Origin of the sequence: Larkinella humicola, assembly GCF_008727875.1 — a bacterium.
Classification (GTDB): domain Bacteria; phylum Bacteroidota; class Bacteroidia; order Cytophagales; family Spirosomataceae; genus Larkinella; species Larkinella humicola.
Genome location: NZ_VTWS01000004.1, coordinates 410591 through 425828, shown reverse-complemented (window position 1 = coordinate 425828; position 15238 = coordinate 410591). Strand labels below are relative to the sequence as shown.

General features: G+C 51.5%; 10 protein-coding genes, 1 tRNA gene and 3 pseudogenes. 8 read left to right on the top strand and 6 right to left on the bottom strand.

What is annotated here, in order from left to right:
• Positions 1–81: 81 nt before the first annotated feature.
• The 6 genes from F0P93_RS17780 to F0P93_RS17755 all read left to right on the top strand — a co-directional run bounded on the left by F0P93_RS17780 (position 82) and on the right by F0P93_RS17755 (position 7565).
• The gene (locus F0P93_RS17780; protein ID WP_150878283.1) at positions 82–1293 is read left to right on the top strand and encodes an efflux RND transporter periplasmic adaptor subunit; all 1212 of its coding nucleotides are present in this window, start codon (positions 82–84) and stop codon (positions 1291–1293) included.
• 11 nt (positions 1294–1304) lie between these two features.
• Positions 1305–1925 carry a hypothetical protein gene (locus F0P93_RS17775; RefSeq protein ID WP_138992766.1) on the top strand — a complete coding sequence of 207 codons (621 nt, stop codon included), beginning with the start codon at positions 1305–1307 and terminating at the stop codon, positions 1923–1925.
• Positions 1926–1930: 5 nt separating this feature from the next.
• Entirely contained in the window at positions 1931–3922 is a 1992-nt protein-coding gene (locus tag F0P93_RS17770) for a heavy metal translocating P-type ATPase (protein WP_150878281.1), read from the top strand.
• Positions 3923–4068: 146 nt separating this feature from the next.
• On the top strand, positions 4069–4878 hold the full coding sequence (locus tag F0P93_RS17765; RefSeq protein WP_150878279.1) for a hypothetical protein: 810 nt from the start codon (positions 4069–4071) through the stop codon (positions 4876–4878).
• 182 nt (positions 4879–5060) lie between these two features.
• Positions 5061–5636, top strand: a complete 576-nt coding sequence (locus F0P93_RS17760; protein WP_150878277.1) for a YdeI/OmpD-associated family protein — start codon at positions 5061–5063, stop codon at positions 5634–5636.
• 87 nt (positions 5637–5723) lie between these two features.
• A complete protein-coding gene (locus tag F0P93_RS17755) occupies positions 5724–7565 on the top strand; it encodes a M61 family metallopeptidase (RefSeq protein ID WP_150878275.1) in 1842 nt (613 codons plus the stop codon).
• Between the two features lie 89 nt (positions 7566–7654).
• Here F0P93_RS17755 and F0P93_RS17750 read toward each other — a convergent pair whose 3' ends face one another.
• The 3 genes from F0P93_RS17750 to F0P93_RS17740 all read right to left on the bottom strand — a co-directional run bounded on the left by F0P93_RS17750 (position 7655) and on the right by F0P93_RS17740 (position 12516).
• The gene (locus F0P93_RS17750; protein ID WP_150878273.1) at positions 7655–9091 is read right to left on the bottom strand and encodes an FAD-dependent oxidoreductase; all 1437 of its coding nucleotides are present in this window, start codon (positions 9089–9091) and stop codon (positions 7655–7657) included.
• Between the two features lie 188 nt (positions 9092–9279).
• A complete protein-coding gene (locus F0P93_RS17745) occupies positions 9280–10161 on the bottom strand; it encodes an alpha/beta hydrolase (protein ID WP_150878271.1) in 882 nt (293 codons plus the stop codon).
• 318 nt (positions 10162–10479) lie between these two features.
• Positions 10480–12516, bottom strand: a complete 2037-nt coding sequence (locus F0P93_RS17740) for an OPT family oligopeptide transporter (protein ID WP_150878269.1) — start codon at positions 12514–12516, stop codon at positions 10480–10482.
• A gap of 202 nt (positions 12517–12718) precedes the next feature.
• Here F0P93_RS17740 and F0P93_RS17735 point away from each other — a divergent pair.
• Positions 12719–12791, top strand: a tRNA-Gly gene (locus F0P93_RS17735).
• Positions 12792–12886: 95 nt separating this feature from the next.
• On the opposite strand, the pseudogene F0P93_RS17730 reads toward F0P93_RS17735, so the two are convergent.
• The 3 genes and pseudogenes from F0P93_RS17730 to F0P93_RS17720 form a co-directional block, all read right to left on the bottom strand.
• Positions 12887–14032 (bottom strand): annotated as a pseudogene (locus F0P93_RS17730) (IS3 family transposase).
• A gap of 252 nt (positions 14033–14284) precedes the next feature.
• Positions 14285–14566: a hypothetical protein gene (locus tag F0P93_RS17725; protein ID WP_150878267.1), complete on the bottom strand. Its 282-nt coding sequence runs from the start codon at positions 14564–14566 to the stop codon at positions 14285–14287.
• A gap of 76 nt (positions 14567–14642) precedes the next feature.
• A pseudogene (locus F0P93_RS17720) lies at positions 14643–14955 on the bottom strand (isocitrate/isopropylmalate family dehydrogenase); the annotation flags it as partial.
• Positions 14956–15047: 92 nt separating this feature from the next.
• Here F0P93_RS17720 and F0P93_RS17715 point away from each other — a divergent pair.
• Positions 15048–15199: pseudogene (locus F0P93_RS17715) on the top strand (helix-turn-helix domain-containing protein); the annotation flags it as partial.
• Positions 15200–15238 lie beyond the last annotated feature (39 nt).

The window sequence follows — 15238 nt, the reverse complement described above, 5'->3', positions numbered from 1 at the left end:
AAGGGGACTTGGACACGGCTGACCGGGATGTTGAAAGTCACTTTTAGGGGATTTAGGGGCAGTCATCGCCTGTCTTATTGTATGCTTCTTCTCCTAACGGGCATCACGCTCAGTTTTTCAGCCTGCAACCGCCAAAAGGACACCGCAACCGAAGCCCATACCGATACGGCTGAAAAAGGCGAAGAACACCACGATGAGCACGAAGAAGGGCTGGTGGAACTGACCGACGAACAGTTCAAAACCGTCGGCATCCGGCTCGGCGGACTGGAAGAGCGGACGCTCAGCAACCTCATCCGCGTGAACGGGGTTGTGAATATACCGCCCCAGCAAAAGGTGTCGGTTTCGACGCCCTACGGCGGCATTCTGACCTCGACACCCCTGCTGCCGGGGCAGGCCGTCAAACAGGGGCAACTGCTGGCAATGCTCGAAAATCCGGAATTCATCCGGCTGCAACAGGAATACCTGGAAACCACCAGCCAACTAGAATTTCAGGAGCAGGAATACGAACGCCAGCGCGAACTGAGCCGCGAGAACGTCGGAACGCTCAAAACGTTTCAGCAGGCCACGTCGCAGGTCAAAATTCTCCGGTCGCGGGCCGAAGGATTACGTCAGCAACTGGCGCTTCTGGGCGTATCGATGAACGCGTTATCGTCGGGGAAAATTACGCGAGCCGTTGCCGTCCGCTCGCCCATCACCGGAACCGTGACGGAAGTCAACGTGAACCGGGGGCGGTTTGTCAACGCCAACGATGTGTTGTTCGAATTGATCAATACATCGGGGCTGTATGCCGAATTAACCGTTTTTGAAGGCGATATTGCGAAGGTGCAGGTCGGGCAGCGGGTTCGGCTTTCCATCATTGGCGAAAACGGCGGGGGAACGCCGGGCGAACGCATCGGGCGCGTGCGGTACATTAACCGCGAAACCGGTGCCGACCGAACCGTGCGGGTGTTTGCCGCGCTGGAAAAACCGGATGCGCAACTCCGCCCCGGCACGTTTCTGAAAGCCCTGATCGAAACCAGAGCCGCTCCCGAACCGGCTTTGCCCGAGGTCGCGGTGATCAAATCGGGAACGGGTTCGCAGGTTTTTGTTTATGAAGGGAAAGAAGAACACGAAGGCACCGTCCACCACCAGTTCCGGCCGGTTCCGGTCCGTACCGGGGTCAGCCAAAACGGTTATCAGGCCGTGACGTTACCCGAATCGATAAAAAAAGATGCGCAGATTGTAGTGGCCGGTGCGTATGACCTGCATTCCGTTTTAAATAATTCGGAGGAAGCGGGCGGTCATGTTCATTAAGAAGAAAACCCATGCTTTTCAATCTATTGATCGGTAGTATTTTGCTGGGAGCCGTCCACGCGGCCATCCCGAACCACTGGCTTCCCGTGGCCCTCATCGGTCGCAGCGAGGGCTGGACGATGCGCGAAACACTGGGGGTAGCAGCTTTGAGCGGTTTTTTTCACACGCTCAGCACGGTTATTCTCGGGGTGTTGATTGGCGCGATTGGCGTGGAATTATCGGCCCAACTGGAGGACCAAACCCGCTGGATTGCGTCGCTGATCCTGATTTTTATGGGACTGGTGTATTTCGCCGTTCACAACCCACACAGCGCCCACGAACACGTTCCGAAAGGCTTGTCCGGTCGCTCCAAACGGGCGATCATCGGCACGCTGGCACTGGCTATGCTGCTGTCGCCCTGTCTGGAAATCGAAACATTTTTCTTCACGGCGGGTACGCTCGGCTGGCCCGCCGTTGCGACACTCAGCGTTGCGTATACCGCCGTCACCATCCTGTGCATGGTCGGGCTGACGGCCTTGTCATTCCGGGGGCTGGCCAAAGTGCAGTGGCATTGGCTCGAACACCACGAAAAACAGATCACCGGCGGCATCCTGATTGCCCTCGGTATCCTCAACTTTTTCATTGAACTTTAAGGACTATGGCAAAGCATCACGATCATTCCCACGACGACGGGCATACGCACGATCACGATGAGCTGGATCTGGACGAAACTGAATCTTCGGAGGAAACGATTGGTTCAGAAAAACCAAAATCTATATTTGGCAGACTGGAAGAATACATGCCGGTTATCATCAGTTTTTTGCTGCTGCTGGGCGGTATTTTACTGGATCATTACGCGCCGAACCGGTTTCGGGATCCGTGGCGGTTTTTCTGGTATTTAGCGGCTTATTGGCCTGTTGGCCGACCGGTTCTCCGCCGTGCCGGAATGCGAATTTTGAAAGGCGATGTCTTCACCGAATTTTTCCTGATGGGTGTCGCCACCATGGGTGCGTTCCTCATCCGGGAATATCCCGAAGGCGTCGCCGTGATGCTGTTCTACACCATCGGCGAGTTGTTTCAGGATGCCGCCGTGATGCGGGCGCGTCGTTCCATCAAGGCGCTGCTCGACGTTCGACCCGACACGGTGACGGTTTTGCGCGACGGAAAAACCGTACCTACCAAAGCCGCGCATGTGAAAATAGGCGAAGTCATTCAGATCAAACCGGGTGAAAAAGTGGGTTTGGATGGCAAATTGACGTCCGACATCGGTTCGTTCGACACGGCGGCTCTGACCGGCGAAAGCGTTCCGCGCACCATTGCCAACGGCGAAGACGTGCTGGCGGGGATGATCAACCGGCAAACCCTGGTGGAAATGGAAGTGACCACGCTCTACCAGGATTCCAAGCTGTCGCGCATCTTGAAACTGGTGCAGGAAGCCACCGGACGCAAGGCGCAGACGCAGGAATTCATCGCCCGGTTTGCCAAAATCTACACGCCGATGATCTGCGCGCTGGCGCTGGCCATAACGCTGTTGCCGTATTTTTTTGTGGCGGATTACCGCTTTCAGGACTGGCTCTACCGCGGTCTGGTTTTTCTGGTCATCGGCTGTCCCTGTGCGCTCGTGATCTCCATTCCGCTGGGCTATTTTGGCGGGATCGGCGCGGGATCAAGGCATGGTATTCTGTTCAAAGGCTCGGTTTTCCTGGATCTGATTACGCAGGTCAAAACCGTCGTCATGGACAAAACCGGCACGCTCACGCAGGGCGTTTTCAAGGTGCAGGAAGTTCGGGCGCAGGGCCTGACAACGCCCGAATTAGCCCAGTTGACGGCTGCTCTGGAAAGCAAATCCACCCATCCGGTGGCCACAGCCATTCTCGCCTACGCGGGGCCGAACGAACCGCGTTTGCCGGTAGAAAATGTGGAAGAAATTCCGGGGCATGGCTTGAAGGGAACCGTAGACGGCAAAACCGTGCTGTCCGGAAACGCCAAATTGCTGCAAAAATTCAACGTAACGTTTGACGAAGCACTCACGGCAATTCCCTTTACGGTGGTGCTCGTCGCCGTCGATGGCCAGTTTGCCGGGTATTTCACGATTGCCGACGAGGAAAAACCGGATGCCGCCGACACCGTTCGGCAATTGCACGCGCTGGGTCTGAAAACCGTCATGCTGTCGGGGGATAAATCGGCGGTGGTTCAGGCGGTTTCCCAAAAAGTCGGCGTCGATGAGGCCGTTGGCGATCTGTTGCCGGAGGATAAAGTGCGGGAAGTCGAGCGATTGAAAAAGGCCCTTTCCGGTAACCCTAAAGCCAAACTGGCGTTTGTGGGCGACGGCGTCAACGACGCACCAGTGGTGGCGCTGGCCGATGTGGGCATTGCGATGGGCGGCCTGGGCTCCGACGCGACCATTGAAACCGCCGACGTGGTGATTCAAAATGACCAGCCGTCGAAGATTGTCACGGCGGTGAAAATTGGCCGGGCGACGCGGCAGATTGTCTGGCAAAACATCACCCTCTCGCTGGTCGTCAAAGCCATCGTTTTGTTGCTGGGGGCTGGTGGCATTGCGACCATGTGGGAAGCGGTTTTTGCCGATGTGGGCGTCGCGTTGCTGGCGATCCTGAACGCCGTTCGGGTGCAGAATCTGAAGTTTTAAGTAGTTTCGTATCCGCAGGGACTTTAATATACAAAATCTAAGTTTCAGTTTATCTGTGTATACTGCAACTTGGCAAAAGCGGACATTATAGGATTAGAAATATTAGTTACATTTACTAATTAATTAGAGATTTAAAATCTACTAACGTGCACCAATTAAACATCAGCTACAAATATTTTATTGATCCTAAAAATGGCATATCCTTAGAAGTTGACAATGATTTAAAGGATTTTACTTCTGAATTGCTAAATATTGGCGATTTGAAAACTCCGTCTAAGCCTGTAGAAGTACTTGCCGTAATAATGGACTTGGAAGGGTTCACTACCTTTACAAGACAAGTAGATCCTAAACTAGCCATTCCCAGTTTTGTATCTGATTTTTTCAACTGGTTATTTGACAAAATAAGGGATGAAATGCACATTTCAAAAGAAAATAAAACACTTTGGGCAGAGTTGCCATTTTTCTCTAAGTTTTTAGGGGATGGCGTCTTGTTTCTTTGGAGAATTGACACTGATAAGATTTCAGCTATAGATAGTCAACTAAGTTCTGAACGAATAAATCACCTAACTCAAGAATTAATTTGTAACATTATTGCGACTTTATACGAAATTTGTAGAGATTACCCCAATTTTCTTAAGGAACGAGAATTAAACTATGTAGACCCTCCAACTCGACTAAGGTGTGGTATTGCTAGAGGTGATGCATTTCCATTGGGAATAAATAAAGATTTTGTCGGACCATGCATCAATATTGCTTCAAGGTTACAAAAATTTAACGATTTATCGTTTGGAGTTAGTGCTAGAGGAATAGATCATAATTATTTTGGTGAAGGCTATAAAAAATTTTTCTTAAAAAAGAAAGTATATATAAGAGGCATTGGAGAAAATGAAATCATTTATCTACTTAATGACGAATATAAACAGCTCTCAGAAGAGGCAAAAATGATATTTAAATAGAAAAACATTTGTATCTATATATAGATATTAACAGAAAAAGGCTCTGTAAATAGTTCACATACCGAATAACAATACGTTTTTTTACAAAAAAACGTATTGTTATTCGGTATGCCTCGATTAAAAATTATTTTATGAGCTTTATTTATAAATAAAAACCATTAACTATAGGCCAAGGCTGATAGATGCCAACCTTTTTCGCAACACCCGCCGAGTTCCGCCAGTGGCTGGAACAGCACCACGAAACCGAGAAAGAATTGTTCGTCGGTTTTTACAAAGTGGGTTCCGGCAAACCCAGCATCACCTGGCCGCAGTCGGTCGATGAAGCCCTGTGTTTCGGCTGGATCGACGGTATCCGGAAATCCATCGACGAAACGAGTTACATGATCCGGTTTACGCCCCGGAAAACGAAAAGCATCTGGAGTGCAGTCAACCTTAAACGGATCGGTGAACTCATCGAACAAGGGCTGGTAAAACCCACCGGTCTTGCCGTTTATCGGGAACGGGATTTGAAAAAAGCCGGACTCTATTCACACGAAAAAGAAGACCAGCCACTGGCCGCAGCTTTTGAAACGCAGTTGAAAGCAAACGAAAAAGCCTGGCAGTTTTTTCACCAGCAAGCCCCCTCCTACCAGAAAACGGTTCGACACTGGATCATGGGCGCCAAGCAGCCCGAAACCCGTTTAAAACGCCTGATGAGCTTGATCGAAGACTCGGAAAACGGGCGGAAAGTGGCACCATTTAGGCGTAATGGCGAATAACGTTGCCTTTGAATTCTGTCAGACAATCGTTAAAATGAGTCGCAAACAAGCCCGGATGACAAAATCCGCCAGCGTTTTGCGGTATATATGGAAACTTTTGCACTTCTCTTTTCCCGAAACCCATTTCTCATCCGGTTTTTTCAAACCCTGACGTTTGCTGCGGTTTTTCTCGTCACCATCCCGCATGCATTCGGACAAAAAAAAGTGGGAAACCTGGCGTTTACAGTTTCAATGGAAGACCCCGCCACACACCTCTACCACGTTACGTTTCGTTGCGAAGGCATCCCGGGTGATACGCTGAATTTGAAGATGCCGGTCTGGACACCCGGGTATTACCAGTTGATGAATTACGCCCAGCAGGTGCAGAACTTTCAGGCGACCGATGGTTCCGGCAAGCCTTTGAAATGGGAGAAAACCGCCAACAGCCGCTGGAAAGTCTATCCGAAACAGACCAAATCGGTTACGCTCACCTATGACGTCAAAGCCACCCGGAATTTTGTGGCCGGAAATTATCTAGACGAAAACCGGGGCTATATTTCACCGGCAGGTGTGTTTCTATACCCCGAAGGACAACTCAACCACCCGCTTACCGTGACGCTAAAACCGTATGCGAAATGGAGCGGCCCCATTGCCACGGGTCTGGATTCAATTACCGGACAGGACCATACGTTTGTGGCACCCAACTACGACAGTCTCTACGACAGCCCGATTTTGATGGGGAACCTCGAGCAATTGCCGTCGTTTACGGTGCAGGGAATTCCGCATTATTTTATCGGCTATAACCTCGGCAACTTCGACCGGCAGCAGTTTATGGCCGATCTGAAGAAGATCGTCGAGGGTTCGGTGGCCGTGATTGGCGACATTCCCTACAAACACTACACCTTCATTGCCATTGGGCCGGGCGGGGGCGGCATTGAGCATTTGAATTCCACGTCGATCAGTTTCAGCGGGGATCAACTGAAGACGAGAGCCGGAAAAAACCAGCTCTACAACTTTCTGGCGCACGAATATTTCCATCATTACAACGTCAAGCGCATTCGCCCCGTTGAACTGGGGCCGTTCAATTACGACCAGCAAAACCGCACCCGGATGCTCTGGGTTTCGGAAGGGTTTACGGTCTATTACCCCTACCTGATTCTGAAAAAAGCCGGTTTAATGACGGAGGAAGAGGTTTTTGGGGCGTTGCAGCGAAACGTTGCCAGCTACGAGAACAAACCCGGCCACCGGTTTCAGTCGGCCACCCAGGCCAGTTTCGAAACCTGGGAAGACGGCCCTTTTGGCCGAACGGGCGACGAAGCCTACAAAACCATTTCGTATTACAGCAAAGGTCCGGTTTTGGGTGCTATGCTCGACTTTAAAATCCGGCATGAAACCCAGAATAAAAAGTCGCTCGACGACGTAATGCGGGCGCTGTACCAGACCTATTATCAGACAGAGAAGCGCGGTTTTACGGAGAACGAATTCTGGGCGGAATGCGAAAAAATCGCCGGAACGTCGTTGAGAGAACTGTTCGATTATGCTTCGACCGTGAAGGAAATCGATTATCCAAAATACTTCGCGTATGCTGGTTTGGCCATCGACGCCACACCCAAAGACGTACCGGGCTCGTGGCTGGGCATCTCGTTTACCGAAAAGGTGGACAGCCTGCTCGTCACGGAAGCCGAATGGGAATCACCCGCCTGGAAAGCCGGGCTCCGCAAAGGAAGCGTTATTCTGACGATCGACGGGCAAAAAGCGGACATTCAGGCCCTGAGCGCGCTAATGAAAGCCAAAAAACCGGGTGATCCGGTCAACCTGCTGGTTTTGCAGGGCAACCAGCCCAAAGAAGTACGGGCGGTTTTAGGTAAAAAATCCGAACGGAGCTTTGAAATAAGCCGACTTCCCAACCCGACGGCACTGCAAGCGGCCATTTTGAAAGCGTGGCTGTGAAGGAGAGTAAAGAGAATAGACAAGAGAATAAAGATCCGAAAACAGTTCTTGTTATCCTCTAACTTCTCTTGTCTTACCTCTCTTGTCTTTTACACCGTTTCCGATTGCAGGCTTTCGACGGAAGCGCTTTCCTGGTAGCTGTCATAATCGGTGTTAATTTCCCACAAATCGTGCTTTACCCCGGAAACGATGTTCTCAGCCGCCAGGATGCCCATCAGAATGGAGTGGTCCTGGTTGTTGTATTTGAAGGAGCCATACCGGCCAATGACGCTCAGTCCTTTTAAACTTGAAAGATACTCCTGAATCGGTTTCAGGATCTCTTTGTAGCCTTTTGAGTAAACCGGATAACTCCGCGCCAACCGCTTGACGAAACCGGCCGAAATGGTCGCGCCGGGAATCAGCCCGGTTTTGGTCAGTTCGTTCGATGCCAGTTCGATCAGTTCCGCATCCGTTTTTTTCCAGATCTCGTCCTGTTCATAACACCAGTATTCCAACGTCAGAATGCTGGCTTTTTCACCGTTGGTGATTTCCGGAACCCAGTTCCGGAAGTTGGTAATCCGCCCGGTCAACAGTTCTTTCGAGTGGATATACAGCCAGTTATCGGGAAATAAATCACTGGATTCTACTTTCAGATACACCAGAATCGTATTGCGAAACCGCAGACGGCTCACCTGGTTTTTAACAGCAACCGGCACATCCGGCAACCGGTTGACCAGCAGCGTCAGGGGCATGGTCGAAATCACGTGGTCGAACGCTCTGACGGTGCCGTCTTCCAGCTTTACCCCATACCGCCCCTCGTGGTCGGTAACCACCGAATGAACCGGAGTTTTCAGGTGAACCGCTCCGCCGTAGCGTTTAACGTAGTCGGCCATCCGCTCGTAAATCATCCCGTTGCCACCAACCGGGTAGGCAAACTGGTCGATCAACGTTTTGTGCGTATTGCCTTTTCCACCTTTGAAAGCATTTTTGACGGCTTCCCCGAGCGAGAGTTTTTTGATCCGCTGGGCTGCAAAATCTTCGTCCAGATCGGTGCAGGCAATCCCCCAGAGCTTTTCGGAATAGGTCTTGAAAAAGGTGGAATACAGTTTGTAGCCAAACCGCCGAACCACCCACGACTCGAACGTTTGCTGGTCGGGCGTTGGAGTTATTTTCTCCCGAAAATAACTATTCATGCTGCTAATCGACTGGCGAACCCCCAGCTTGCGAAGGGCATCGAAGGGTTTGAGGGGGTAATAAAAGAGTTTGGAGTTGTAATAAATTCGGGTCAGGCGGTTTACCATCCGGAAATCAGAACCGGCGACCTCGAACCACACTTTGTTGATGCGGGCATCGCTGCTAAAAAACCGGTGCGGTCCCAGATCAACCGTTTGATTCCATAACTGGAAGGACTGTGATAATCCGCCTACAGTAGGCCCTGCTTCAAACACCTCAACGGCAATTCCTGCTTTGGCGAGTTCATAGGCTGCCGTTAAACCCGCCGGGCCAGCCCCGATAATTCCAACTTTTTTGTCCAGTTTTGTGCGCATCTGTCTCTCTGATAGCACGGGCTACCAGGGTTTAGGCCCCGTTTGCCTTCACTACCATCCTCACGGATTCATGCCAAAAGGGGCCGCTCTGTTTTTCATTGTGAACGTGAATATACTTATTTACCTTAATAATCCTTTCGGTAACATCCACTTCCACCAAATTTTGAGCAACCGGCAACGGCAATCGGTTAGTTTTCTTTCTCTTTCCACAGCCACCGCAGCGATTCCGGCAGAATAGAACCACCGTGTTTGCCATTGTGTCCACCCGTCCCGCCGACAAATCGGTAGTCGTATTGGCGGAATTTCAAAGCCGCATCCATCTGCAGATTTCCCAGCCACCAGTTTCCGTGGGCATTGTCGAGGTCGTTACTGCCGTCTTGCAGAAACACTTTGATGTCGCGTTTGGGAGCTTTTCGGATGAGCGACGGATAAACGTGTCCGCCTTTGATGTTCGTAAAACTGCCGACATGGCTCAACACTTTCTGGAAATAATCGGGCCGTTGCCAGGCCACCGTGAAGGCGCAAATACCACCGGAAGAAATCCCGCCGATGGCGCGCATCTTCGGCGAATCGGCCAGCTTGTAGGTCTTGCCGAGTTCCGGAATCAGTTCTTCGATGAGCAGCCGGGCGTACTGGCTGGTGAGTGTGTCGTATTCAAAACTCCGGTTATCGGCCCGCCAGGGATCGTTGGGCAGGTCGTTGCCGTGCTGACCGGGATTGATGAACAGCCCAATGGTCACCGGCATGGCTTTCTGGTGAATGAGGTTGTCGAAAACCACCGGAACCCGAAAATCGCCGTCTTCTTTCACGTAGGCATGTCCGTCCTGAAACACCATCAGGGCCGCTGGGCTGTCGGCCTTGTACTGCGCCGGTACGTAGACATAATACTCCCGAACGGTATTCGGGAAAACCGTACTTCTCCAGACGAACTTCGTCACCTGCCCTTTCGGAACGCCCTCGTGCCGCTGCGAATCCGGGCCATAGGTGGCGGTTTCGGGCTGCGCAAACCCGGCGGTAAACGCCAGCACCGTCAGGCACAGACCGGCTGCGAATGGTAGAAAATGGTTCATGGGAGGGAAGGGATAAGGGGTTAATTTTAAATGACAAATGATGAACGCTAAATGTAAGAATAGGCTGACGCGGTCCAAACACTTTTACACTTAGCGTTCATCATTTGAAATTCTTATACAAGCTGTTTGAGTTAACCGGGGAGAGCCCTAGAAGGGCGGTCTGTCAATAGTCAGTAGACGATATCAACTCGTGGTAGCTCCGGAGGAGCGGTCTAAAGCATCATCAGGCCGCCCCTCCGGAGCTACTACGAGTTGATATCGGCTATTGACTATTGACAGGACAGGCCTCCGGCCTTCATTCAAACAACTTCTTAGTGATCAGCTCCGTTTCATTGCAACCCGGTACAGAATAACCGCCAGCCCCAAAAAGAGCAACGCACCCAGCAGTTGATAGCCTTCAACCCCCAGGGCGCTCTCCAGCGCGGGTTCCAGGGTCAATCGGGACAGAAAATTGTAAACCGATTCATTCACCGACAGCAGGGCGACGACCACCCCCGCCAGGGCGCCACCGGCTACCAAACCGGTTGAAAACAAACTACCCCGGCCGAGGTCGGCGTCTTCTTCGACTATGCCCTTCCGCTTGAAATTCCAGTCGACCAGCGCCTTGACGCAGCCCCCGGCGAAAATCGGCAGTGTTGTCGAGAGCGGCAGATACAACCCGACGGCAAACGCCAGCGCGCTGATGCCGCAAATTTCGACCACAAACGACATGAACGCGCCCACGAGCACAAACTGCCAGTCGAGGTTGAACGACAGCAGCCCTTTGATGAGCGTGGCCATAAGCGTTCCCTGCGGAGCCGGAAAACGGTCGCTGCCGATGGCGTGGGTGATGCCCTGGGCCACAAGATCCGGCGTAGGCGTATCCAGAATTTTGACCGTTGCCCCTACCGCCAGCGACGACACAATTACGCCGATGAACAGGGCGATTTGCTGGTATTTGGGCGTTGCTCCGACGAGGTAACCGGTTTTCAGATCCTGAGACGTTCCACCGGCGTTGGCCGCTGCAATGCAAATCATTCCGCCCACCACCAGCACAGCGGGTTCGTAGACTTTACCCGTCAGCCCCACCCCGATGAATACCAAAGCCGTTCCCATGATGGTAGCGATGGTCATCCCCGAAACCGGCGAGGAACTGGAGCCGATCAGGCCCACAATCCGGCTGGCCACGGTGACGAAGAAAAAGCCGAACACGATCACCAGAACCGCAATCAGCAACTTGGTCAGGACCGAATCACCGGGAATTTGCGGTAAAATGACCATCAAAGCCGCCAGGGCGATGCTCCCGAAAATAACCACGCGAACCGACAGATCCTGCTCCGTCCGCCGAACCTGCGTTCCTTCGGCCGCGACATCTACTTTTTTGAAGCTATCGCGAAACGACGAAACGATGGTCGGAATGGTTTTCAACAGGGTCATAAAACCGCCCGCCGTAACGGCCCCGGCCCCAATTTGCCGGATGTAGGCCCGGTAGATGGCAGCAGCCGTATCGCCAAAGCCGTGTGTTTCGGGATTCCAGCCGCCGGGGCCACCGGCAGTTTGCAGATTGGTGAGATACCCCAGTTTGATCAATTGCAAGGCAATCGTGTCGCCTGGCACCAGCGTTGCCAGCAGCGGAATCAGGGCCAGCCACGCCAGAATGCCGCCCCCCACCAACACCGCCGAAATGCGAAACCCGATGATGTAGCCAACGCCCAGGTACTCCGGAGTGATTTCGCCGGACACCTGCGCTGACGGAAAATAGCGGTTTACCTGGTTTGTTGCCCAGACTGGTGCTTCGGCAATGACGTGCAGCACTTTTTGGAGAATGGCGTAGAGCAAGGCCACGCCCAGGCCCCGGTAGGCCATTTTGGCAAAATCACCACCCCGCTCCCCCGCAATCAGTACGGAGCCACAGGCCGTGCCTTCGGGATAGGGCAGTTTGCCGTGTTCCTCCACGATGAGCGCCCGGCGCAACGGAATCATCATGAGCGTGCCGAGCAGCCCGCCCAGAATGGCCAGGGTCAGAATGGTCCAGTAATTGAAGAAATCGTCGCCAACGCCGTCGGTCAGAAACAGAAAACCGGGTAGGGTAAACACCACGCCCGACGCGATGGACTCCCCCGCCGAGCCGGTGGTCTGAATGATGTTGTTTTCGAGAATGGTGGTTTTCAGAAACCGCCGACCGAGCGAAATCGCCAGCACCGCAATGGGTATCGAAGCCGACACCGACAATCCGGCTTTCAGGGACAGATAGACGGTGGCGGCTCCGAACAGGACGCCGAACAACGCCCCGGTGACCACGGCTTTGAACGTAAATTCGGCCGTGCTGGCATTGTCGGCAACATACGGTTTAAACGCGGGCGGTTTGGTTTCCATAAGAAGGGTCAGGATTTGCGCGTAAGATCAAACGATTTTGGAATAATACAAAGCCCCCACCCCCGGAGGTGGCGGAATCCGTGAATTTACGCGGATAAATTTTTAGTTGGCGGCCAAAAAGACGGGACACTCGGTTGTCGCTCGGGATTCACCGAAATCCCTTGACTTTTCCATTCTTTCTTTAAACATTTGTAGTCCATCAGCGGGAGTAGCTCAGTTGGTAGAGCGGCAGCTTCCCAAGCTGCAGGCCGTGGGTTCGAACCCCATTTCCCGCTCGTTTTTAGTTCGCTGTAAATGAAGTACTTAACTGAGAGGTTGGGTACTTTTTTTAGTCTAATATGAATTGAGGTCCTCCCGAAAAGCGTACCCGTCAAAGATTTAGGATCGGACGTTCATTTGTTAATGTTTCTTTCCCCATTCCGCCCTCACCCGGCGTTCGTCCTCCTAATGAACTGTGAGGGCGAAAGGCGTTGTACTCTTGACGCCAACTCTCAATTTTTTCGCGGGCATCTTCGAGCGATAAGAACCAGTGGGCGTTAAGACACTCATCCCGAAAACTCCTATTAAACGACTGCGCGGGCAGCCCCGTCAATAAATGGGTTATCAGTAGGTTTCCCTGGCCGAGAAAAGTCCAGTGTTACATGGTTATCATATGCCCATAGATCCAATGCTTTGGAAATAAATTCACTGCCGTTATCGACTTGGATGCGTCCAGATACCGATAACCAATTTTAATTGATTCATCACAGCCACCACGTCTTCGCCTTTCAACGACTGGCCGACATGAATGGCTACGCACGGGCGGCTATAATTATCGACCACACGGGCGGACCCGTACAGTTAAGGCTCGGATTTTTCGCCCACCAAAGAGCTGATCAGCCACAAAGTCCATGCTCCAGCACTGATCGATACTGGAGAGTTCAGGGCGATCCAGCCGATGCGCGGCTGAGCGTTTACGGCGAGGCCGCTTGCTACGCAGATTTAGCCCTTCTAGACGATACAGGCGGTGGATTCGCTTATGGTTATCGCGCCAGCCCTCCCGTCGGAGTAGCGTGAAAATGCGTTGACATCCGTACCGTACTCGGGTTTCCGCAATCTCTCGAATCCGGTTTTTGATGACGGAATCATCTCGGGACCGAGCCTGGTAGAACCAAGTCGAGCGCTGTAGGAGGACGACTTCGCAGGCTCGACGGTTGGATATCTGGTAATCATTCATTAAGCCTTGGGCCAGCCCCCGACGTTGAACTGGCCTTAAAGCTTTTTTTTGATTACCTCTTGAAGCATCTGCTTATCCAGACTCAAATCGGCGACTAATTGCTTCAACTGCTGATTCTCTTCTTCAAGCTGGCGAAGCCGTCGGAGTTCAGGAACACCTAGACCACCGTACTTCTTCCGCGCGGGCGGCCCCGTTCCAATTATAAAAAGTGGCCTCACTAATTCCCATCTTTCGGCAAATCTCAGCGACGACTGTTCCTGTGTCAGCTTGGCGAAGCGCAAATACTACGCTTCTGTGAATTTGGTCTTCTTCATAGCGATTATTTGGTTATTAAAATACCGAAAAATCGCCCGAAAACTCTGCTTTAGATTGGTCCAGTTTTTAGGGAGGACCTCAGTGTTTTCAGAGTCGGCTTACCCGAAGGTGGTGCAAAAAATTCTTGAAGCGGTCCGACCAACGCTGAGATTTAGTCAGAAAGCACATCGAACCATTTCACGGTATAATGTCCGCTTAGCGACAAGTTGAATGGGCCGATAAACCCGGCCATCTCAATTAATCATCCGATAGACATAGCTCTATTCCTGAAGTAATTATCAGTCGCTTGTTTTTTGATTTGGCTTCTGAAACTATCTGCGACACTTTTTCTTTTTCCTTTTGTAATTCGGGAATTCTTTTTTGAGCCGCTTCGTCTGGCCTTCCAAACCGTTCCCGCGAACTAAAATCTCTCATTCGATGGAAATTGATTTTGGCAGAATAAAGAGCCATTAAGATCTCCCAGGCTTCTTCTTCTGAGAAATTGCCTTCGATCAAGCTTAACGTTTCAAGTTTATTCATTGCTCCTGTTTGTTTTGAGTTGATAGATTGTCAGAGGCAGCAGCGCTGGGTCTTTTTTATGAGCTTATGTTCATCAAACGAACGGATGCAGGCTCATGCAGGGACACACACTGGCGAAAAAGCCCCAGCATTTTCCGAATCGTGACGTTGAGACCTTTGTAACTGCCCCCCTGTGGGGTTGCAATGGGTGCTTTAAGAAACACTTTGTTACGCCGGATTACGTCCCAGGATTCAGTAGAAATACCGGACATATTTCCGGCCAGATAAACCTGCTCGCCCACTTCAATCTCATCCAACTCGATCTGAGCGTCGGCGGCCAGCAGAATGGCCAGGGTAGCATTCATAATTTCAGGACAGATTCCATCGGTCGCTACGCTTATTCTTGTCATTTACCTACTTGTTGAAAGATGTGCCGCAAAGGTGTAGGAAGATATTTATAAATAAAAATTTATATATTTTATGATTATCATAATGATTTTTTATGCATTACACTTTGCACCAACTACACGTCAATGTCAAAATCTCACAAACCTTGAGCATCCCCCGATCTCCCGGGCGGCCGAAGAACTCCATCTGACTCAGCCCGCGGTATCCATCCAGTTGAAAAACTACCGGGATCAATTTGATATTCCATTCGTAAACTTTGCACGATGGATAAGTTCATGGCTTCCT